Annotated in this window: 20 protein-coding genes and 2 tRNA genes; 13 read left to right on the top strand and 9 right to left on the bottom strand. The window is 33.1% G+C overall.

Going from position 1 to position 22,032, the window contains the following annotated elements; all coding sequences use genetic code 11:
• Positions 1-122: 122 nt before the first annotated feature.
• The 6 genes from pyrH to ACQH6S_RS01665 all read left to right on the top strand — a co-directional run bounded on the left by pyrH (position 123) and on the right by ACQH6S_RS01665 (position 5,705).
• On the top strand, positions 123-839 hold the full coding sequence (gene pyrH / locus ACQH6S_RS01690; RefSeq protein WP_094649315.1) for a UMP kinase: 717 nt from the start codon (positions 123-125) through the stop codon (positions 837-839).
• A gap of 5 nt (positions 840-844) precedes the next feature.
• A complete protein-coding gene (gene frr, locus ACQH6S_RS01685; protein WP_094649316.1) occupies positions 845-1,405 on the top strand; it encodes a ribosome recycling factor in 561 nt (186 codons plus the stop codon).
• Positions 1,406-1,661: 256 nt separating this feature from the next.
• A complete protein-coding gene (gene gatC / locus ACQH6S_RS01680) occupies positions 1,662-1,964 on the top strand; it encodes an Asp-tRNA(Asn)/Glu-tRNA(Gln) amidotransferase subunit GatC (protein ID WP_425364639.1) in 303 nt (100 codons plus the stop codon).
• 3 nt (positions 1,965-1,967) lie between these two features.
• Positions 1,968-3,458 carry an Asp-tRNA(Asn)/Glu-tRNA(Gln) amidotransferase subunit GatA gene (gatA, locus tag ACQH6S_RS01675; RefSeq protein WP_341749312.1) on the top strand — a complete coding sequence of 497 codons (1,491 nt, stop codon included), beginning with the start codon at positions 1,968-1,970 and terminating at the stop codon, positions 3,456-3,458.
• Positions 3,459-3,478: 20 nt separating this feature from the next.
• Positions 3,479-4,975, top strand: a complete 1,497-nt coding sequence (locus ACQH6S_RS01670; RefSeq protein WP_375333790.1) for an NADH-quinone oxidoreductase subunit M — start codon at positions 3,479-3,481, stop codon at positions 4,973-4,975.
• Positions 4,976-5,093: 118 nt separating this feature from the next.
• Positions 5,094-5,705 (top strand): outer membrane protein, encoded by a 612-nt coding sequence (locus ACQH6S_RS01665; RefSeq protein ID WP_094649003.1) that lies wholly within the window; start codon positions 5,094-5,096, stop codon positions 5,703-5,705.
• A gap of 574 nt (positions 5,706-6,279) precedes the next feature.
• Here ACQH6S_RS01665 and ACQH6S_RS01660 read toward each other — a convergent pair.
• The 4 genes from ACQH6S_RS01660 to ACQH6S_RS01645 form a co-directional block, all read right to left on the bottom strand.
• Complete coding sequence (locus tag ACQH6S_RS01660; protein WP_425360808.1) at positions 6,280-6,828, bottom strand: DUF6314 family protein; 549 nt, start codon at positions 6,826-6,828, stop codon at positions 6,280-6,282.
• 5 nt (positions 6,829-6,833) lie between these two features.
• On the bottom strand, positions 6,834-8,237 hold the full coding sequence (gltX, locus tag ACQH6S_RS01655) for a glutamate--tRNA ligase (protein WP_425360807.1): 1,404 nt from the start codon (positions 8,235-8,237) through the stop codon (positions 6,834-6,836).
• An 8-nt stretch (positions 8,238-8,245) separates the two neighbouring features.
• The gene (gene ubiG / locus ACQH6S_RS01650; RefSeq protein WP_425360806.1) at positions 8,246-8,995 is read right to left on the bottom strand and encodes a bifunctional 2-polyprenyl-6-hydroxyphenol methylase/3-demethylubiquinol 3-O-methyltransferase UbiG; all 750 of its coding nucleotides are present in this window, start codon (positions 8,993-8,995) and stop codon (positions 8,246-8,248) included.
• Positions 8,996-9,441: 446 nt separating this feature from the next.
• Positions 9,442-11,115, bottom strand: coding sequence for a ribonuclease J (locus tag ACQH6S_RS01645; protein WP_341748594.1), 1,674 nt, complete (start codon positions 11,113-11,115; stop codon positions 9,442-9,444).
• Positions 11,116-11,178: 63 nt separating this feature from the next.
• On the opposite strand from ACQH6S_RS01645, the gene ACQH6S_RS01640 reads away from it, so the two are divergent.
• Positions 11,179-11,847, top strand: coding sequence for a phosphatase PAP2 family protein (locus tag ACQH6S_RS01640; RefSeq protein WP_341759466.1), 669 nt, complete (start codon positions 11,179-11,181; stop codon positions 11,845-11,847).
• Complete coding sequence (locus ACQH6S_RS01635; protein ID WP_341749448.1) at positions 11,838-12,605, top strand: NAD kinase; 768 nt, start codon at positions 11,838-11,840, stop codon at positions 12,603-12,605. The genes ACQH6S_RS01640 and ACQH6S_RS01635 overlap by 10 nt, the downstream gene beginning before the upstream one ends.
• A 114-nt stretch (positions 12,606-12,719) precedes the next feature.
• Here the strand turns inward: ACQH6S_RS01635 and ACQH6S_RS01630 are convergent, their stop codons facing one another.
• Complete coding sequence (locus ACQH6S_RS01630; RefSeq protein ID WP_410520889.1) at positions 12,720-12,827, bottom strand: palindromic element RPE2 domain-containing protein; 108 nt, start codon at positions 12,825-12,827, stop codon at positions 12,720-12,722.
• 48 nt (positions 12,828-12,875) lie between these two features.
• Between ACQH6S_RS01630 and ACQH6S_RS01625 the strand changes: the two genes are divergently transcribed.
• Positions 12,876-13,172: a hypothetical protein gene (locus tag ACQH6S_RS01625; protein WP_094648996.1), complete on the top strand. Its 297-nt coding sequence runs from the start codon at positions 12,876-12,878 to the stop codon at positions 13,170-13,172.
• A gap of 8 nt (positions 13,173-13,180) precedes the next feature.
• Here ACQH6S_RS01625 and ACQH6S_RS01620 read toward each other — a convergent pair whose 3' ends face one another.
• On the bottom strand, positions 13,181-13,915 hold the full coding sequence (locus ACQH6S_RS01620; RefSeq protein WP_094649008.1) for a Bax inhibitor-1/YccA family protein: 735 nt from the start codon (positions 13,913-13,915) through the stop codon (positions 13,181-13,183).
• Between the two features lie 160 nt (positions 13,916-14,075).
• Between ACQH6S_RS01620 and ACQH6S_RS01615 the strand changes: the two genes are divergently transcribed.
• From ACQH6S_RS01615 to recN, 3 genes are all read left to right on the top strand, one after another.
• A tRNA-Leu gene (locus tag ACQH6S_RS01615) sits at positions 14,076-14,160 on the top strand.
• 380 nt (positions 14,161-14,540) lie between these two features.
• Positions 14,541-15,299, top strand: coding sequence for an outer membrane protein assembly factor BamD (locus ACQH6S_RS01610; RefSeq protein ID WP_341749447.1), 759 nt, complete (start codon positions 14,541-14,543; stop codon positions 15,297-15,299).
• A gap of 6 nt (positions 15,300-15,305) precedes the next feature.
• Positions 15,306-17,060 (top strand): DNA repair protein RecN, encoded by a 1,755-nt coding sequence (recN, locus tag ACQH6S_RS01605; protein WP_425364638.1) that lies wholly within the window; start codon positions 15,306-15,308, stop codon positions 17,058-17,060.
• Between the two features lie 178 nt (positions 17,061-17,238).
• Here recN and rplS read toward each other — a convergent pair whose 3' ends face one another.
• Together rplS and trmD are read right to left on the bottom strand one after the other, a co-directional pair.
• Entirely contained in the window at positions 17,239-17,664 is a 426-nt protein-coding gene (rplS, locus tag ACQH6S_RS01600) for a 50S ribosomal protein L19 (protein WP_341758947.1), read from the bottom strand.
• Positions 17,665-17,668: 4 nt separating this feature from the next.
• On the bottom strand, positions 17,669-18,379 hold the full coding sequence (gene trmD, locus ACQH6S_RS01595; RefSeq protein WP_094648993.1) for a tRNA (guanosine(37)-N1)-methyltransferase TrmD: 711 nt from the start codon (positions 18,377-18,379) through the stop codon (positions 17,669-17,671).
• A 252-nt stretch (positions 18,380-18,631) separates the two neighbouring features.
• Here trmD and ACQH6S_RS01590 point away from each other — a divergent pair.
• Positions 18,632-18,708, top strand: a tRNA-Pro gene (locus tag ACQH6S_RS01590).
• A gap of 138 nt (positions 18,709-18,846) precedes the next feature.
• Here the strand turns inward: ACQH6S_RS01590 and ACQH6S_RS01585 are convergent.
• Positions 18,847-21,843 (bottom strand): LuxR C-terminal-related transcriptional regulator, encoded by a 2,997-nt coding sequence (locus ACQH6S_RS01585; RefSeq protein WP_425360803.1) that lies wholly within the window; start codon positions 21,841-21,843, stop codon positions 18,847-18,849.
• Positions 21,844-22,032: the final 189 nt, after the last annotated feature.

The raw sequence follows: 22,032 nt of genomic DNA, 5'->3' as shown, positions 1-22,032 counted from the left end.
TAATACTTGACAAAAATAATAGTTCGACTAGTTTTAATTGTTATAAGATGCTCACCCCACAGCTATCCAATAGGTTTGTGTAGAATTATATAAATCAATAATTTAACAACAATGTAAAATTTATGTCACATTTAAAATATAAACGGGTTTTGCTAAAAGTTTCTGGCGAAGCCTTAATGGGTGACAAGCAATTTGGTCACGAATATTCTGTAATATTAAGGATTGCTGAGGATATAAAGGAAGCAATAGATATTGGTGTACAGGTATGTGTGGTTGTTGGCGGTGGTAATATTTATCGTGGAACTAATTCTGCATTTGGTATTGAAAGAGCTGCCGGTGATTATATTGGTATGCTTGGTACGGTAATAAATGCACTTACTTTACAAAATATTATGGAAAGTTTAGGTGTTCATACTAGAGTTCTTTCAGCAATCCCCATGATGAGTATTTGTGAGCCTTATATACGTCGTAAAGCAAAAAGACATATAGAAAAAGGTAGAGTAGTAATTTTTTCCGGCGGAACTGGTAATCCATTTTGCACTACCGATAGTGCGGGTGTCCTAAGAGCCATTGAAATGAGTTGTGATTTATTATTAAAAGGCACTAAAGTTAATGGTGTATATGATTCCGATCCAACGAAAAACCCTAATGCAGTAAAATATTCCACTATCAGTTATACTGATCTTCTAAAAGAGAACTTACAAGTTATGGATATTGCTGCCGTTGCAGTGGCTAGAGAAAATAACTTGCCAATTAAGGTATTTTCAATTAGAGAGAAAGGTAACTTTGCAAAAGTACTGCAAGGAAAAGGTGAGTATACAAAAATTCAAGAAGATTAATAGATATGGATAAAACAACTATATATAAAGAGTTACAATCAAAAATGGATAGCTCGTTAAAAATATTGGATCACGAACTTAAGGGACTCAGAACTGGTCGAGCTTCAGTTAATTTACTTGATCCGGTATTGGTTGAAGCCTATGGAGATAAAATGCCTTTGTCACAAGTAGCAAGTCTTTCTACTCCAGATGCCAGGACTATCACGGTGCAAGTGTGGGATAAATCTATGATAAAAGCTGTAGAAAAAGCCATTACTGATGCAAATCTAGGTCTAAATCCATCATCAGATGGGCAATTAGTCAGAATTACCATTCCATTACTTACTGAAGAACGTCGCAAAGAGCTTGTTAAATTTGCTCACAAATATGGAGAAAATACTAAAATTGCATTGCGTAATATCAGAAGGGACGGTAATGAGGAGTTAAAAAAGTCAGAAAAAGACAATATCATAACTAAGGACGAACATCATAATTTTTCAGAAGAAATCCAAAAATTAACTGATGAGTATAGTAATAAAGTCGACTCGCATGTTAAGCAAAAAGAACAAGAAATAATGACTGTTTAAGTATATTCAATTCAGTGTCATACCTGCGTAAGCAGGTATCTAGATTCCGTACCGAAGCGGGAATTACCATAGTGGGTGGGAATGACAACTTACAATTTGCTTTGCATCATTTTGACGTATTGGATAAGTTACGTAATCGTCCAATGCAAAATAAGTATAATTATTCTTAAAAAATGACTTCATGCTATTAGTGTAGATATATTTCATGCTATAATATTATTTTAAACAACATTGACTGTAAATATTTGGGTATATAATGATTACAAATGAAGAAGTACAAAGAATAGCAAAACTTGCTAGGTTTGATTTTAGCAAAGAGGAAATAAATAGTTTTTCCCAGCAGCTGACTGAGATCATGAATATGATTAACATTTTAAACGATGTAGATTGTAGTAACGTTCAACAACTTACTTCAGTTTGTGGTATGAACCAAAGAATGCGAAAAGATCAAGTATTGTATGGTGATCTCTCTGATGAGTTATTTGCTAACTTACCAAATGATAAAGCAGAACTTGCCAGAGAAGTAAAATGTTTTGTAGTACCAAAAGTAGTAGAGTAAAATATGTCAGAAATTGTAAAATTAACCATAACCCAAGCCCTGAAAGCACTAAAGAGCAAAGAATTCTCATGTGTTGAGCTAACTAAAGCTCATATTGCAGAAATGGATAAGCATAAAGAGCTGAATGCCTATATTACTGAAACTACAGATACGGCTTTACAGCAAGCTAAAATTGCTGATCAAAATTACCATAAAGGAATAGAAAAGTCATTAGAAGGAATTCCCATCTCTGTAAAAGATCTTTTTTGCACAAAAGGAGTGCTAACTACTGCAGGCTCAAGAATGCTTAGTAAATTTATACCAACATACGAATCGACTGTAAGTAATAAAGTGCAAGAGCATGGTACAATAATGCTTGGTAAGACTAATATGGATGAATTTGCCATGGGTTCTGCTAATATTACCAGCTATTTCGGTAACGTTATTAGTCCTTGGAAGGCTGTAGACGCACCTTCCACTCCACTAGTTCCAGGGGGGTCTTCTGGGGGAGCATCAGCTTCTGTTAGTGCTTTTTTAGCTATGGCAGCTCTTGGAAGTGATACAGGTGGCTCTGTTCGTCAACCTGCCAGTTATACCGGAGTTGTCGGATTCAAACCAACATATGGTCGATGTTCTAGATATGGGATGATTGCTTTTGCTAGTTCGCTTGACCAAGCTGGCGTGCTTACAAGAACTGTTGAAGATAACGCTTTAATGCTACAAGCCATGATGGGATTTGATGAGAAGGATTCTACTTCTATCGACTCCGAGGTACCACAACTAAGGTCAGCATGTAATGCTAGTGTAAAAAATATGAAGATAGGCGTTCCATTTGATCTTATGAGAAAACAGGGTATACAGCCTGACATTATTAAGATGTGGCAAAATACTATTGATATTCTTAAAAATGATGGGGTAGAAATTATTGATATTTCATTACCATATTCTAAATATGCACTATCTGCATATTATGTGATAGCACCTGCTGAAACCTCATCTAATTTATCAAGATATGATGGTGTAAGATATGGTTTTAGGGCAGAAAATGATGGAGTATCTATTGAAGAAATGTATCAAAAAACAAGGAGTGCTGGTTTTGGCTCTGAAGTTAAAAGACGTATTATGATTGGTACTTATTTGCTTTCATCTACTCTTATGGATGCTTATTATTTAAAAGCACAAAAAATAAGACGCTTGATTTCAGATGATTTTAACAAAGCTTTTGGGCGAGTTGAAGCAATAATTTTGCCATCTGCCCCATCCGAAGCCTTTAACTTAGGTGAGAAACAAGATAATCCTGTGACAATGTATTTAAACGATTTATTTACTATTCCAGCTAGTCTTGCCGGTCTTCCTTGTTGTTCTGTACCAGCTGCTTTATCTTCTAGAGGATTACCTCTTGGGATGCAAGTAATAGGCAAAGCCCTTGATGAATATAATACTTTAAAGGTAGCAGCAGCAATTGAGCGTGGTTCGAAAAATATTAGTTTTATATATTCTAATAAACGGAGTTAATTGGATTATTAGAGTTTAGAATGTCAGATTTACCGATCTTATCAATAAGCATTTTTTTGCCTTTACTAAGTGCATTATATATTCTGCTGTTTATTAGACAGAGTAGGTCGGTTAATAAACAAGTTTATGCGATATATGTTGCAGTTTTAAGCTCTGTACTAACATTAATAGCTACTATTTGTTTATTAGTTCAATTTGATAGTACATCAAAACTTTATCAATTTGTCGAATGCTATAATTGGGTTCAATATATAGGTCTTGAATTCCACATTGGAGTCGATGGAATTTCAGTATTTTTTGTTGTTCTGACCAGCTTTTTAACCCTTATCTGTATTATAGCTAGTCTATTTACCGTCAAAAAATATATTAAAGAATTTTTGTTTTGTTTTTTATTAATTGAATCTTTTTGCATTGGGGCTTTTTCCTCAATGAATTTACTATTATTTTACTTATTTTTTGAAGTAATATTAATCCCGATGTATCTAATTATAGGAATTTGGGGAGGTGAAAATAGAGTTTATGCGGCTGTAAAGTTCTTCCTCTATACTTTCTTTGGTTCGGTATTTTTCTTATTGTCGTTGCTATATATTTATAGCCAATTTCACAGCTTTAATATGCTTGTTCTGAACGAATCAATACCTTTATTAGCATTATCGGTACAGAGAGTTTTATGGTTGGCAATCTTTATAGCCTTCGCGGTAAAAGTGCCTATGCTACCATTCCACACATGGCTTCCTGATGCACACGTACAAGCACCAACTGCTGGGTCTGTCATTTTGGCTGGGATATTATTAAAACTTGGAGCATATGGTTTTTTACGAGTGTCATTACCAATGTTTCCAAATATATCAAAAGAATTTGCATTTTATGTATTAGTGCTGAGTATATTTGCTGTAATATATGGTTCATTAGTGGCACTAGCTCAAAGAGATATGAAAAAGATGATAGCTTATTCATCAATAGCTCATATGGGCTATGTTACTGCTGGGATTTTTAGTTTGACAGAAGTGGGAATTAAGGGGGCAATATATCAAATGATTAGTCATGGTGTGGTAGCATCTACTTTGTTTTTGATAGTTGGTACTTTATATGACAGATTGCATACTAAGGAAATAGACCAATATGGTGGTGTAGCAAATAAAATGCCAATACTTGCCACTTTGTTTATGATTGCCATGCTTGGCTCTATAGGTTTACCAGGCACTAGCGGTTTTATAGGAGAATTTTTAAGTTTAATAGGTATTTATCAAGCCAATATAGTGCTAGCTATAATAAGTGCTGTTGGTATTATTCTTGGAGCTGTTTATATGCTAAAACTTTACAAAGAAGTAATGCTAGGACAAATTACTAATGTTCAGGTTGCAAGCTTTAAAGATTTATATCTCTATGAAATGATTGCAATTATACCATTATGTATAACAATAATTTACTTAGGTTTGCTACCAAATGCAATTATCAATATGCTTGATGTGTCAATTCACAAGATTTTGTTACAATTATTTTATGTTGTAAAATAATTAGGGTGTGTCATCAATCAACTGTGGATGCTTTAGGAAGTCCTACAGCTTTTCATTTAACAAAATAAGCTGGATAATAAGTCTAATTTATAGTAGACTCTAAATAAAAAATAAAAATATGAAAAATTTATTATTACTAACAATCATTAGCGTTTCGCTCTTATTTTCTGCTTCCTCTTGGGCCATTGATAATCAATTTTATTTGAAGGTAGAAGTTGGGGCAAATAAAATGAATAATATTAAGTTAAATGATAAAGAGTTACAGCAGAATACTGCTGCTATTGTTGGTGGAGGTGTGGGTTATTATGTTCTAGATAATGTTAGACTTGATCTTATGCTTGATTTTTTTGCTAATCAGCAAGTAAAACACTCTTTTGCCGGTGTGGACTCAAAAATTAAGCCCCAAATTACTACTTTAGTGCTTAGTGGTTATGTCGATATTTTTGATATAAGCATTTGTGAATTATTTATTGGAGCTGGTGCTGGTGTTGGTCATCTGAAAAACGAAATTACCAATAATAAGCTTGGTACTTCAGTTTCTAATAGTAAAAAAAATAACCTAGTATATCACCTTACTTTTGGAGCTGCTGCCAAGTTAGCTCCTGTAATAAAAGTTGAGGTAGCTTATAGCTGGAAAAATCTTGGTAGTACCAAAGAGATAAAGAATCATGTTAAGTCATTGCCTTATAAAGGTCATAATGTAACACTTGGCATTAGGTTTGATGTATAAGTTTACCTGGCTATAGTCTCAATTGATGAGAAGTTGGTGACGTCGTCACTAGTCGCTCGCCTATTACTTATCATAGCTCTAGAATTTTTTATTTATTTCCTTATGATGAGTAAAAAAGCTGACTGCTAAGGGTCATTGCGAGGAGCTGCTAAAAGCGGTGACGCAGCAATCCATTTTTGTGTCACCCCTGCGTAAGCAGGGGGCTAGATTCCACACCGAAGCGGGAATGACAGGGTAAAAACGTCATTGCGAGGAGCTATTTTAGTAGCGACGAAGCAATCCATGAGAATTAGTATAGATACATCAAGACTATATGGATTGCTTCGTAGGCTTACGCCTACTCGCAATGACGTTTTTATGCTGTTTAATACTTATAGAATAAAAATTGTAGGGTGCTGGTCATCCCTACTTCGGTGCGGGATCTATAATAGATTCCCGCCTACGCGGGAATGACAAATTTTGCGTTTAAAGATAGCTCTGCAAAAAACTTGATTATCGAGTAAAAGTAACCAAAAATGGATTGCCACGACCTACTTGCGTGGTCTCACAATGACGTTGAAAGATATTGCAAGCCTCAAAGCCTAATAAAACTAGTTTTGATGGTATAATCTTTATTAGGTCCTGAAATCTTATAACTCAAGTCAAAAGAATCTTTATTTAAGAATATGTAACTAGCTTGATAAATATCTAAGTTACATTGATGGGTAGCTTCAACTTGGCAAGGATTGTTAGAGATAAAATGCATTTGGTAAAATAAAGTATTGTTATTCTCATTAACAAAATACTTTACAATTTTGTCTTGTTCTAGAGAGTATATATATTCCTTAAAGGCTTTTACCTTAGTGCTACTACCGTGATAGTTGACATCAAGTTCTTCTCTATATAATATAGATGGATATTTTGAATATATAGGCTTTTTATCCTCTATAAAATAAGCAATTCCTTTAGCTGTGCCATAATTACCTAAAATTCTCGTAATACTATAGGTTCCAACTAGGTTGTAGAATATATAGTCAATTGATGGGAAGTTGGTGACGTCGTTGCTCAATGCTCGCCTATTACTTATAGGCGTCGCTCCATCGTTCCTAGCCCCAAATTCCCCTGAATTGACTATATGTATCATTTCCCTCATTCCTTAGCGTCCTTATACAATAACCTATCAATAGCATTTTCTTTACCAATTATAGCGATAATTTCAAAAACACTTGGGGAAGTAGTCATACCTGTCATTAAAGCTCTAATATACTGCATGATATCTGCAAGTTTAATATTATTATCCTTGGCAATTTCTTTAAATTTTATTTGAATTGAGTCTTTATCAAAATTTGCTAAATTCTCCAATTCCTTTATAACTTGTCCCACCAAATTTTTATCACAATTATTGATCAGTTCTTTAGCTTCTTCAGAATAGATAATAGGAACATTAACTAAATAAATCCTAGCTAGTTTTGCTAATTCGACTAAATTGGTACTTCTTATTTTCAAACTTGGCATTGCTTGTCTAATATATTCCTTTTCTTTCTCAGTAACTTGATAATTTTCTTGTAAACTCTGACAAGTCATTTCTGTTAATGTTTGGTCATCAAGCTGACGTAAATAATGAGAATTTAAACTATCCATTTTGGCAAAATCAAGACGAGCTGGTGATTTACCTAGCCCATCAAGGTCAAACCATTCTATAGCTTGTGATCTTGAAATAATCTCGTCATCTTTATGACTCCAGCCTAATCTTAGTAAATAATTGCACAAACTCTCAGGTAAATACCCCATATCTTGGTAAGCCTTTACTCCAAGAGCCCCATGTCTTTTAGATAATTTCGCTCCATCATCTCCATGTATTAACGGTATATGTACCATATGTGGTACATACCAGCCAAAAGCTTGATAAAGTATTTTTTGACGAGCCGCATTAGTTAAATGGTCATCCCCCCTGATAATATGGCTAATCTGCATATCGTGATCATCCACCACTACCGCTAACATATAAGTAGCAGTACCGTCACTACGTAACAATACCATATCATCAAGGTGCGAATTTTCAATAGTAACATCTCCTTGTAAAGCGTCATGAATAATTGTTTGCCCAGTTTTTGGGGCTTTCAAGCGGATAACGGGGATACTTTTCTGCTCCTGCGAATTAGAAGATGGTACATCCCGCCAAGGGCTTTCGAACAAAAAATGTTGTTTATTAGCTATGGCACTATCTCGCTGTCTATCTATTTCTTGTTGAGAAGTAAAGCAATAATAAGCTTTCCCCTCATCTACTAACTTCAGAGCAGCTTTTTTGTATAAATCATTTCTTTTAGACTGAAAAATTACTTCTCCATCCCAGTTTAAACCAAGCCATTTCAAGCCGGAAAATATAGCATCTACTGCATCTTTGGTTGATCTTGCTTGATCAGTATCCTCAATTCGCAGCAAAAATTTACCATTATGGTGTTTAGCAAATAAATAATTAAACAACGCCGTCCTTGCCCCACCAATATGCAGGAAGCCAGTAGGAGATGGAGCAAATCTAGTAATTACAGTCATATTTTCCTTTATTTAGTTAAGTAAGCAAAATAATTTACATCTATATCATCACTCAACTGCCAACGTCCATTAACGATATTATAGGTTAAGCCTTTGAGCTCTTTAAGCCCAATATTATTATCATTGAACATCGAGTAAATTTCCGATGGTTTAAGAAATTTACTATGATCATGGGTGTTTTTGGGTACCCAATTAAGTAGGTATTCTGCCATCAAAATAGCTAGCATATATGATTTCACTGTACGATTAATCGTTGAAATTATAATCATACCATTTGGTTTTACTAAGCTAGCCAGGTTTTTTATAAAATCACCAGGATTATCTATATGCTCTATTACTTCTAAACACAGCACCACATCATACTTATACTGTTTTTTATTTAAATCATCTGAGTATACTAATTCCTCAACAGTTGATTTAAGATATTGTATATTCAAACTTTGTTCCGAAGCATACTGTACTGCAATATCTATATTACTTTGTAAAGCATCTATGCCGGTAACTATGCCATTTAATTTACAGAGAGGAGAGGTAATTAATCCTCCTCCACATCCTACATCTAGAATTTTTAAATTTGAACAAGGTAATATGTCATCCTGCACGTTAAAATGATCTTTTATCTTATCTACTACATAACCAACACGAATTGGATTTATTTTATGAAGAATTTTAAATTTTCCATCTTTTTGCCACCATTGGCTAGAAATCTTACTAAATTTTTCTAGCTCTGTTTGATTAATAGAAGATTGTGTAGACATAGTTCCCTACTGGTTATAATATTGACTATACAGCTAAACCGATTAGCATTTATCCATAGCAAACTGACATCATTGCAAGAAAGACCGTAGGTTGACGAAGCAACCCTGTTTTGGGTCATCCCCACAACTGTTGAAAGTTAGAAGAGGAAGCGGTTTTAGACCGAATAGTTTAAAAGTCGTATGTGGTCAACGTCATTGCAAGAAAGACCATAGGTCAATGAAGCAATCCATAAAAGTAACCAAAGATGGATTGCCACGACCTACTTGCGTGGTTTCGCAATGACAAAAAACCTATCTAAAATCCGCTTTACCTTCTAACTTTCAACAGTTGTGGGGTCATCCCTACTTCGGTGCGATATCCAGATTCCCAACCATTGCTAAGAATGACAATAGTGGGCGAGAATGATGGATTGCTTCGCTCTAGAAGGCTGCCTACGATAACTAATTCAAATAGCTTTCTCCACATTAACTATAATAAGAGGCGATTTATTCATTTCATGTTTTAATATTTTGCGAATAGCTGACCTTACAGCATTTTCGACCTGATCATCGAGGAGATTACCTTTTGATTTTCTCTGAATTTCTACTGTTTCAGCAATATTATCTTTGATTAGATTAATTAGCTGTGCATCATCATTAGAGTCAAGAAGTCCTGGCATAGATAAAATAGGTCTACAAGTAAGTTCGCCCTTCTTATTTATTATCAGAGAAGCAACTACTATACCATCATCACGCATACGTCTGCGGGTTCTGAAAATTGATGATTCAGCTGGTAAAAGATAATTGCCATCAACAGCCAAATAACCCGTTGTTACTTTAGTTAAAATACGTGGATTATGAGGATCAAGTAATACTAGGCTACCATTTTCTACTTCAATAGCATGCTTTATACCATTTTTACGAGCTAATTTTGCTTGCTCATGTATGTGTACCGGTTCACCATGTACTGGCACGCAAATCTGAGGTCTAATTAAGGCGTACATTTGCTTGAGTTCGTCAATTGATGGATGTCCAGAAACATGAACGAAATGATCTCGTTCAGTTATCACTTCAATTCCTGCTTTTACGAAAATATTAAACATACGGAAAATTTTCTTTTCATTGCCAGGAATAATTTTTGAAGAGAATATAACTGTATCTTTAGGAGCTAACTTGATACTAGGATGACTATTATTTGCCATTTTGGCAGTAGCTGCTAGAGGTTCCCCTTGACAGCCAGTAGCAATAATTAAAAGTTCTTGCCTTTTAAATCTTGCAACATCCCGCTCATCAATTAAAGGGGCAATATCTTTCATATAACCACTTTCCTGAGCTGCGAGCAAAATTCTATGCAAACTTCTTCCTGATAGCACTACTTTTCTTCCTGCCATCTGACCTGCATGAATTATAGTTTCAAGTCGTGCCAAATTTGAAGCAAAGGTTGTTACCACAATCATTTGGGGGCAACCTGCTATAATATCTATTAAACTTTTACGCACTTCTCCTTCCGAGCCAGAAGTCCCTGCATTAAATACATTAGTTGAATCACAAACTAAAGCTAAAACCCCTTCATCGCCATAGGATTTTAGTAAATCCTTGTTAGCTTTTTCACCGAGTAAAGGATCATGGTCAAACTTCCAATCTCCAGTATGAAAAACATTGCCAGCTTCTGTGCGTATCATAATTGCTTGCATTTCGGGAGCTGAATGGGTAAGCGGTACCATTTCTAATTGGAATGGATCAAGATTTATTTTTGCCGAAGGTTTTACTTCATGAATTTTTATAGTTTTAGCAAAATCATATTCAGCTAATCTAAGTTTCAGAAAATTTGCAGTGAAGGTAGTTGCATATATTGGGCATTTTAGACTGCTCCACAAATATTGGATTGCTCCCAAATGATCTTCATGTGCGTGAGTTAGGACTAAAGCTAACAAATCTTTTTTATATTGTTCGATAAAGCTAATATCAGCAATTATCATATCAACACCTGGTAAATAGTTATCAGCAAAGCCGCTACCACAATCAACCATCAACCACTTTCCCTTATAATGATATAGATTGACGTTTATGCCGATTTCATTTGACCCGCCAAGTGGTAAGAATAGTAAAGCATTTTTATGGTTTTTAATGTTGAATGGCATGTTAACTTCTATATTATGTATGGTTTAAGTATATTTTTATACCTTATTTTCGGCTTTTAGTCTATGATTAATACTAATTTAGTTTATGCGAACATATTTGCTTTTGGTATAGTCTTATTATTGATCGTACTATTTCCTAATTTTGATATAGATTTCTCAAATTTATTCTACGACAGTAAAGATGGATTTATCTACCGTAACAATAGCATTGTCCAATTATTGTTTGAAATTATTCCAATATTAACTAAACTACTACTTACAGTAACATTATTATACTTAATTTACTTAATTGTTAAGTATAAAACTTTTAATAGACTTATTATTTCTGGGAGCTTTTATATAATTTTGTCTACAGCAATAGGTCCTGGATTATTGGTGAATCATCTATTTAAAGAACATTTTGGCAGGGCTCGTCCTGTGCAAATTAAAAATTTTAATGGTTCCAAAAATTTTACTCGAGCTTTTTCAATTTCTAATGAATGTGTACATAACTGCTCATTTTCATCAGGACATGCAGCTATGGGATATAGTTTAACTAGCCTTGCGTATATTGCTCCTGTTATATATTTCTCAAGAATCTACAGTATCACCTTAATTTTCGGCTCATTAATTGGGTTAAGTCGCATATTAATGGGGGGGCATTTTTTAAGTGATGTACTAGCCTCATGTTTTTTTGTATTAATAATTAACCATATATTGTATTTATGTTGGCAAAAACTAAAATTAATATAAATAAAATTGCAATTATTTTTAACAATTCCACGAAATCGTTAGAACTAGTTAAGCAGCTCGAACTATTCTATAAATTCTGCAAAGTGGAAGAAGCAGAAGTAATTATTGTAGTTGGAGGAGATGGCGAATTATTACATGCGATACATCGTTATATGCACCTAAACGTTCCTTTTTATGGAATTAACTCTGGTAATATTGGGTTTTTAATGAATTCAATTATTATAGAAAAATTAATAGATAATTTACAAGAATCAATAGTTTCTCATTTATACCCTTTAGAGACGCAAGTAGAAACTGTAGATAGTAAAACCTATACTGCCCTAGCTATTAATGAAGTCTCGATATTTCGTAAAACCAACCAAGCAGCTAAATTTAAGATTGAAATTGATCAAGTTGAACGTATGAGTGAATTAGTAGCTGATGGGGCAATGGTTGCGACTCCAGCTGGTAGCAGTGCGTACAACTTATCTGCCGGGGGACCTATTTTACCACTTGAGTCAAATGTATTATGTCTAACGCCAATTTGTCCTTTTCGTCCAAGACGTTGGCACGGTGCGTTATTACCATTTTCCACTACTATAAGATTTGAAATTTTAGAAAGTAATAAAAGACCAGTAAATGCAGCTGCCGATTTTCAGGAATTTGACGATATTAAGTCAGTATTAATTAAATCAGCAAAAAACAAGATGATCAAATTACTATTTGATAAAAAAAATAGCCTTGAAAATCGAATTATCAAAGAGCAATTTAATGAGTAACTTATCTTACGCATAAAATCCCCATGGCAATTTAAAAATTGCGGAACGTCATTGTAATCTGATGTATCCCCACGAAACTGTTGCAAAATAGCAAAAATTGATAGAATATCATCATTATTTAATGATGATGGAGATATAGTCAATTGATGGGAAGTTGGTGACGTCGTCACTCGTCGCTCGCCTATTACTTATAGGCGTCGCTCCATCGTTCCTGCTACCCAATTCCCCTGAATTGACTATAATAGGTTATGGATGTAAAAACAGTATTAAATGACGGTAGAATTTCTAAATAAATTAAAGAGTATAATACCCGATGGTAAAAGGGTTATTGTTATTATAACATATTGGGTTATAGGTGTGGTAGGCTATAGCCAAGGTATGCAAAGAATTTTCCAACCTAATACAGTAAAAGATAAAAAGATTTATTCGTATTTTACCCTTGGGAAATTTATTATTGAATTTAATTATTTGCATACCATAAAACCATTGCTAGAACCCCTGGCAATCTATTATAAAGACGGAGCTTTATCATACTTAATTTCGTGGGGACATATCAGCTCGCAATGACGTCAGTTCTAGCTTCTTCTATTACCAAAGAATCTTAAAAGATATAAGAACAAGTTGATAAAGTCTAAATATAAGCTAAAAGCAGCCATTATAGACATTTTTTGTCCTAATTCTCCACCACCAGACATAAAATACATCGACTTAATTTTTTGAGTATCCCATGCAATAAGCCCCATAAATACAGCAACCCCAATTAGAGATGTCGCAAAATATATAGCGGAACTTTGTAAAAATATGTTAACCAACGATACAATGATAATACCAAACAATCCCATAACAAGAAATGATCCCATTGATGTTAAATCTCTATTGGTACTGTAGCCATAAAGACTCATTGCTCCAAAGACAGATGAGCAAATGAAGAAAGTCCGAGCAATTGACTCTCCAGTATAGATAAGCCCAAGAGATGCTAAGGACATACCAGTTAATGCAGCATAAACCCAAAACAATACTTTAGTAGTTTCTAAACTCATCTTGCCAAAGCCCATAAAGAAGTACAAAGCAATCCCCAAAGGAGAAATCATTACCAACGTTCCCAAACCAGTATTGCCTATAAATTGTCCATTTGGTGCAGTCTGAAATAAAAGCCTGGTCAATGGATCGAATGATATAGTAGCAATAGCTGTTACTCCAGTTAGCACAAGAGCTAAAGCCATATAATTATAGACTTTTAGCATGTATTCTCTCAGTCCTGCATCATATGTTTTCTGAGTGGCGGTAAAAGTTTTTGTATAATCAACCATAAGAAACCCCATGAATATGTTATTATCTCTATATAATATAGTATAGGATGCAAACCTTTTCTTTTCAAGAAGAAAATTCTAAAATAAAAATTTAGTTTTAATCAAGTAATTTATTTACATAGTACAAATATCTAGCTATTTTACTGATTAGACATATTTAGCCTCTGTGGTGGAATGGTAGACACAGTAGACTCAAAATCTACAGCCCCAAAGGCGTGCTGGTTCAAGTCCGGCCAGAGGTACCAATATAGTTCTAAAAATCTATGCTATAGTCAGTTCAGGAGAATTTGGGGCTAGGAGCGATGCCTATAAGTAATAGGCAAGCATTGAGTGCATAGGCGTCAGTTTAAGAAAATAAAGTAGAAAATCGTCATTGCGAGCCACCGTAGGTGGCGTGGCAATCCATTTTTAATCACTTTTCTAGATTGCTTCATCGACCTTACGGTCTCCTCGCAATGACGATTTCTCAATTATTGTTTTCTTAAATTGACGCTTATGAGCTTTGAACGATGCCGTCACCAACTGCTCATCAAATTGACTATAAATAATAATTTTTAAAATAATCTTGTATACTCATTGATGTTTCGTGTATAAATTAAGTTTAAAAAACTTATCAAGTTCTATGATGAAATTAGCAAAATTATTATTTTATACAATCACTACCTGCTTAATCCTATCTGGTTGTAAAACTAAGAAGACGGACGAAGACTTAATAGTTCCAGCTCCAGAATTATACAATGATGGTCTTATTTTACTGGAAAAGCAACAATATTTGAAAGCTGCCGAAGAATTTTCGAGGATTTTTTATCAAGATCCTGGTAATAAAATGACTCCTCAAGCTGAGTTGATGCAGTCATATTCTTTATTCCTCGGAGGTCAGTATGAAGAAGCAGTAGATGTACTGGATAGCTTTATTAAGCTTCATCCAATGCATGAAGATATTGCATATGCCTATTACCTAAAGGCATTATCCTATTATATGCAAATCTCGAATGTACAACTTGATCAATCAAGAACCTTTTTAGCTAAAAAGAGTTTTGAAGATGTGATAAGACTTTTCCCAAAAACAAAATATTCAATTGATGCAGCTTTAAAAATCGATTTAGTAAATGATCATTTAGCTGGCAAGGAAATGGACGTAGGTCGTTATTATCTCATGCAGAATAACCCCATAGCTGCTATCAATAGATTCCAGATTATTGTAGATGATTATCAAACTACATCACATATACCAGAAGCACTTTATCGCTTAGTGGAAAGTTATTTAATGCTAGGTCTTAGCAATGAAGCAAAGAAATATGCCGCGGTACTCGGTCATAACTATCCGGACAGTACTTGGTATAAATATTGCTACTCACTAATTAATAACTCTTTAAAAGAATGAAATATAATGTTACAAAGTCTTTCGGTTAAGAACTTTATTCTGATAGACGAATTGGAGATAGAGTTTGAAAAGGGGCTATGTGTAATTACCGGAGAAACCGGAGCTGGTAAGTCTATTTTGCTAGATGCAATTTTGTTCTCTTTAGGTAACAAATTCTCTGATAATGTAATAAAACATGGGAGTGATTACTGTTCGGTTGCTACGACCTTTACTCTCAATGATGATTTAAAAAAGCTTTTGGAGCAATTTAATATTGAGTATGACCAGGAATTATTAATAAAACGTATTCAAAAACCTAACAACCGTAAGAAATTTCTTATTAATGATCAAGTAGTAACGATAAGTACCTTGCAACAAGTAGCAGATTATTTATTTGAACTTCATGGGCAAAATAGTCATACTTCTCTTCTTAGCCCTTCCTTCCACATTAACATTTTGGACGATTATGGAGGGCTTGTAAATTTAAGATCTGAATTATCAAAACATTTTGATATTTTACAGACAACTACCAAAGAAATCAATAAAGTTATCAGAGATAAAGATGCTATAGAACAAGAAATAGATTATTTAACCTTTGTTACCAAAGAATTAGAAGCTCTTGATTATCAAACAGGAGAAGAAGAAAAGCTTGTTACTATAAGGCGTAGTTTACAAAATCGTGATAAAGAAATACAAGTGATCCAAGATATATTATCATATCTTGAAGTCCCTGAAATTAATAAGTCAATTAATAATGCTCAACGTTTGATAAACCGTAATTTACAGCAAAACGAAGAATTTGCCTCTATTTCATTAAATTTAGATGATTGCTATAATAGCTTAGAAGAAGCACGTATAAAATTACAGAATATTATTAATAACATTGATAGAAATGAATTTAACTTAGACGAAGTGGAAGAAAGGCTATTTAAAATTCGTGATATAGCACGAAAATATAATATTTCTTGCGATAAAATACCTGAATTTTTTGATAATTCTAATCAACAATTAAATGCCCTTAAAAATAAAATCAATAATGTTAAAATCCTAGATATTAATAAGCTAGCAGAACATAAAAAATATTTTGAACTAGCTGAAGCTTTATCATGCAAGCGTTCTATTAGTGCAAAAAATCTAGAATTAGCTGTACAAAAAGAGCTTGAACAACTTAAAATGGAAAAGGCGATTTTTAAAGTAGAAATAGCACCTAAAAATAATCCTTCTAACCAAACCAATAATAAAAATTTTGCAGAATTAAACATAAGCGAGGAGTTTTTAGAAGAAACTAAGCAAAATACGGAAGGTAGAACTAGTCAGATGCTATTATGCAAGATGTCTGATGGTATTGATAATATACGTTTCGTTGCCTCAACAAATCCAGGTATGCAACTTGCACCTATTGATAAAATTGCTTCTGGTGGCGAATTATCAAGGTTTATGTTAGCACTAAAAACTTGTCTCTTTGATAAATCACTGAAAGACATTATTATTTTTGATGAGATAGATACCGGGATTGGTGGTATCGTGGCCGATAAAGTTGGAGAAAAACTTAAAAAGCTTAGCTCTATTGCCCAAGTGATTGTTATTACTCACCAACCTCAAGTAGCGGGTAAGGCAGATCAGCATATTATTGTCAACAAACTACAATTGGATGAAACTACTAAAATTACGGTAAAAAGCCTGAATCTTCAGGAAAGACAAGCTGAGCTTGCTCGCATGATTTCAGGAAAATCCATTACCGATGCGAGCCTAAAAGCAGCTAAAGAGTTGCTTAAGCCTTAGGAGGTTGCCTCCTAAGTGATGCACACAAAATTAATGAGATGTATTATATCTTAAAAGTCATTGCGAGAAGGCGTAGCCGACGAAGCAATCCAGGAAAGTAATTAGAAATGGATTGCCACAACCACTACATGGTCTTGCTAAAGACGTATATGCACCTTGCGAGATAGTTGTATCCTTCTTAAGCAACAACTTTTTTCTTATTTATTTTTTTAGTGTTTACTTGAAGTTTTTCTTTAATTCTAGCTGCTTTACCACTTAGGTTTCTTAGGTAATAGAGTTTAGCACGACGTACTACACCATATTTTACAACTTCAATTGCATGTACCATCGGTGAGAAAATCATAAATCGTCTCTCTACGCCTTCACCATGACTGACCTTACGAACTACGCAAGAAGATGCAACTCCACTATTTCTTCTAGCAATTACCACACCTTCATATGCTTGCAGTCTCTCTAACAATTTTTCCTTACCATCTTTCTCAACTGTTCGGTCAATTATCTTTACAGTAACCTTTACAGTATCTCCCGCCTTAAAATCAGGAATTTTTTTATTTTCGGTTAGTTTTGCAATTTGCTGTTGTTCAAATTGCTCAATAATATTCATCGCTTTAAACTCCTATAAAATTTAATAAATCTGGTCTACGTTTTTTAGTAATCTCCATAGACTGATTACTTTTCCAATCTCTAATTAACTGATGATTACCAGACAACAAAACACTTGGAACTTCTCTGTTTTTCCATTTTACTGGTCTCGTATATAAAGGACATTCAAGCAATCCAGCAAACTCACCATTTTTCTCAAAAGACTCTGATTGCAATGTATCTTGGTTTGCTAATACATTCGGAAGTAGTCTAATCAAACAATCGAGAATAGTAAGGGCTGCTACCTCGCCACCAGATAAAATATAATCCCCTATACTAATTTCTCTAACATTATACTCTTCAATTATACGTTCGTCAATCCCTTCAAATCGCCCACATAAAATTATTATTTGTTTTTCTTGTATAATTTGATGAGCAATATTTTGGTTAAATAATTTTCCTCTTGGTGATGGGTAATATATTGGGGTATTAGGACTTGAAGACAAAACATTATCTAAACAACTACCAAGTACATCCGGACGCATTATCAGTCCGCTACCACCGCCATAAGCTTCATCGTCAACATTTTTATGTCTAGTTAACCCAAAATCTTTTATATTAACCACATTATAAGACCAAATACCTTTTTTTAAGGCTTGCCCTGCAAGGGAATATTTCAAAGATCCAGGAAACATTTCTGGAAATATGGTTAATATTGATGCGTGTAATGAAGACATTTGATAAATATGATGATTTTTAAAACAAAAAAATTGATTTGAGTTATATTATAGTCTATATAATTAAACAATATCAATCTAACTTATAGTCAATTGATAAGAAATTGGGGACGTTGTCACTCGTCGCTTGCCTATTACTTATGGGCATCATTCCTAGCCCCAAATTCTCCTGAATTGACTATAACACTTAAGTACTAGGAGATTTTCGTTATCTTCGCCTCCTAGTACTTATTTTGATTTTTATCATTTATTCGGGGCATAGCGCAGTCTGGTAGCGCATCTGGTTTGGGACCAGAGGGTCGGGAGTTCAAATCTCTCTGCCCCGACCATCACTTATCACCTTTCCAGAGTTTTTTTGCTCTTACTAAAAATCTTAAATAATTAGAGAGAAGTTTGGGAAGTTGTTATTAGTCGCTCCTGCTACCCAATTCCCCTAAATTGACTATATATATAAATGGAACTATAGTTCATTTTTGCAATGAGGCTTTAATAGCTCTTTCTTTATTGCTAATATTATTTAGTTCATTCTTAAGATGCAATTTTTTTGCTTGATGTTTAGCTTTACTACAATAATCCAGAGCTTTGTTGAAGTCTCCCTTGCTAAAATAAGCATCTGAATAAGTTAAATAAAAACCCATTTTTATTATATCATCAGCTATTTGTTCAATTAAGTTATTATATTTACTAAACTCTACTATTACTTTATCAATTTGGTTGGTCAAAATAAGTAGTTTTCCATATAATTCTATTGATTGTAAAAAGTCTCTAGTGTTATGAACTTCCTTAAATAGAGCTATTGCTTCTTGAATTGATTTAATAGACGTTTCTATTTCTAGTTTATTTCTATCAATTTTATTTGCTTTTTTATTTTTGGCTAAGACAAGATTAGCTTTATGGTAAAATAATTTCGCCTTTAAACCTCTCACATCATTATTCTTTATTGATTTACCTACTTTTATATTATTATACCTTTTAATTGCTGTATTTATTTTTTGTTCTGCCTTTTGATAATTACCAATTTTACAAAAATATGCCGAATATACATATAGAATTTTACATTTTAATATTTCTAAGCCTTCAGTTTTCTGCAAATATTTATTAACCTTATCAACTATCTTTAGAAAATTTTCATATTTTTCTTGGTGAAAATAGACCGAAGAAATCATCAAGTCCATTGCAGCAAGATCTTCATTATATTTATTCTTAAATTTAGTTTTAAATTGTCGACTAGTTTCAAGAAGTTGTTGAAAAGAATTAGTTAGCTTAAACTCATGCTCATTATCTATAAAAAACCGCAATAATGACTCAAACCATCTTAAATTTAAGGTAGAACAAATATTATCCTTACTGTCTAACGATTGACTAAGTTGATGACGTAATACTGCCTGTACTAGGCGATGAATAGCGATATTATCATTGTCATCATAATTGATCATTGAATATTGCCACAATAGAGCAATATGTTTGTTTAACGTTAATTGTGGAGATGGTAAATGAGGATAAGCTGTTTGTAACCATTTGAGTAATAGTTTACGAGAGATTTTATTTGGTGCTAGGTAAGCACATACTGTTAAAAGCTCAATAGCTATAGGTGGTCTATTATTAATTTTAGTATCTCTAACAATTGCCTCTAAACTAATATTCCAGGTTATTGCTACTGGGTAATTATAGGTATTTGTTTCATCTAAAAAAGTGTTGTCCGATAGTAATTCTGTTTCATACTTTTTATAAAGATCCAAATATTCTAGAATAGTGATATGTTTTTGTTTAACGTAAGCACCAGCTTGCACCAATGCTAAGGGTAAATATCCTAAAACTCCAACTAATTCTTTTATAGTATTTTGTTCTTCTGCTATATTTCGCTGTATTAAGGTCTTTATTGTTTTGATAGCCTCCTCTTCTGTCATGATATCAATAGGCAACACTGAAAACTTTGTTGGCCAATAACGCTGACGAGTTGTTAAAATCACATATCCGCCAGATTCTGGTAAAAATGGTTCGATTTCACGATAATTGTTTACGTTGTCATAAACTAAAAGCCACCCTGGATTTTTAGCTAGCCATTGTTTAACATAAGCGATAATGCTTTCTCTTGTATAGATGACTTCTGCATGTCCTAATAACTTAGCAAATTCAACATATTTGTTATATAAATGATCAATATTTTCTGCAAGAAACCAAACTTTAAGTGTATAAGGATGCTCTGTATAATTTATATATTGCAAGGCTAATTGTGTTTTGCCTATTCCGCCAAGTCCAGCACATGCAGTAATTGCTAAATTACTTGTTACATCAGATGTATGATTGTAATGTAATTTATTATACAAATCCCTCAATAGTTTTTCTCTACCAATAAAAACATGATCTTGTCTAGGTATATTCCAGCTAGTTAGATTTTTAGGAAATATTATTGGATATTGTAGTTTAGACCATTGCACTTCTATTTCTTTACTCTTGACTGTTTTTTTAATAGTTAAATCAAACATTAAAAGATAAGTACTACAAATAATCAGAACCAATACACCAAATATTTGTAAGTAAATATTCTTGGCTTTACTTTTAATATTCTTATCTGTCAAATGAGGTTTAGGAAAAACTGAACAGGTATTATTCGATATAATATTATTATATCTTTCACTAAACTTAAGGATCATGTTGTCTATATTCTCATTAGAAAAAACTTTTGTGATAATTTCTAAAAAAATAAAATGATATTGTTTAGATGGTAAGAGATTAATATATTCAAAATTACTTTGTTTAGGTAGAAATTTTATACATTGCTCTTCCTGCGGTATAAGAAAAAATACCTTGGATATATTCTGCTCATTAGAAATAATAACATGATTATTACCTTGCTGTTGTTTAGCTATATTAGCTTCATTTACAGATAGAACATAGATTATACATTGTCTTGACTGTTTTTTGCCTTTGTTCTTGTGCTTTCCTAAAACTATATGAGCATCAAGATTTTCTCGCAGCTCTACAAAAACTGTTATACCTATAAGTTGTAAATCACTACGTATCTTATTGATCATCAAGTTTAAATCATTGTTTTCTGATCCATTATTTCTCAGGCTTTGTAAAACAATAAAAAATGATATAGCATCAGACTTTGTTAATATAAAAATTTCCTTCAAGATTTTTCTAAATTCTTGTTGGATTAATAAACTTAAATAATAACTTTGTACTAATTTGTATTTATCAGATTCTTCTATAAAATTTATAATACCTTCTCGAGAATTTGTGGCTACTTTCCGTTTGATATTAGAAATATGACTTTCAATAGTTCTCGTCTCGATCTGTTTATCCTCATTTGATAAAAAACTAGCTATTCCTTTTGCATTTTTCCCATGTACAATGCATGCTATTACATCTATTTCTCTTGATGTAAATCTGATATTGTTAATTATTAACAAATGTTTCTCATAAATCTCTTGTGGGTACAAGATATTCTTATTTTCCATAATATATATAATTTATTTAAACTACTATCATCCTATAAATCTTAAAAGATCATTTACTAAAGATTAGAGAATTGTATTTTAAATACAAAACATAATCGCTAATTTTCTGAATTATATCCATGTATTTTTTACTTATGTATAATACTTAATACTTTTTAACAATTGAAATATTTTACAACACTTAATATA

Origin of the sequence: Candidatus Tisiphia endosymbiont of Mystacides longicornis (assembly GCF_964031095.1) — a bacterium.
Lineage (GTDB): Bacteria > Pseudomonadota > Alphaproteobacteria > Rickettsiales > Rickettsiaceae > Tisiphia.
This window is presented reverse-complemented; position numbering and strand designations above follow the sequence as displayed.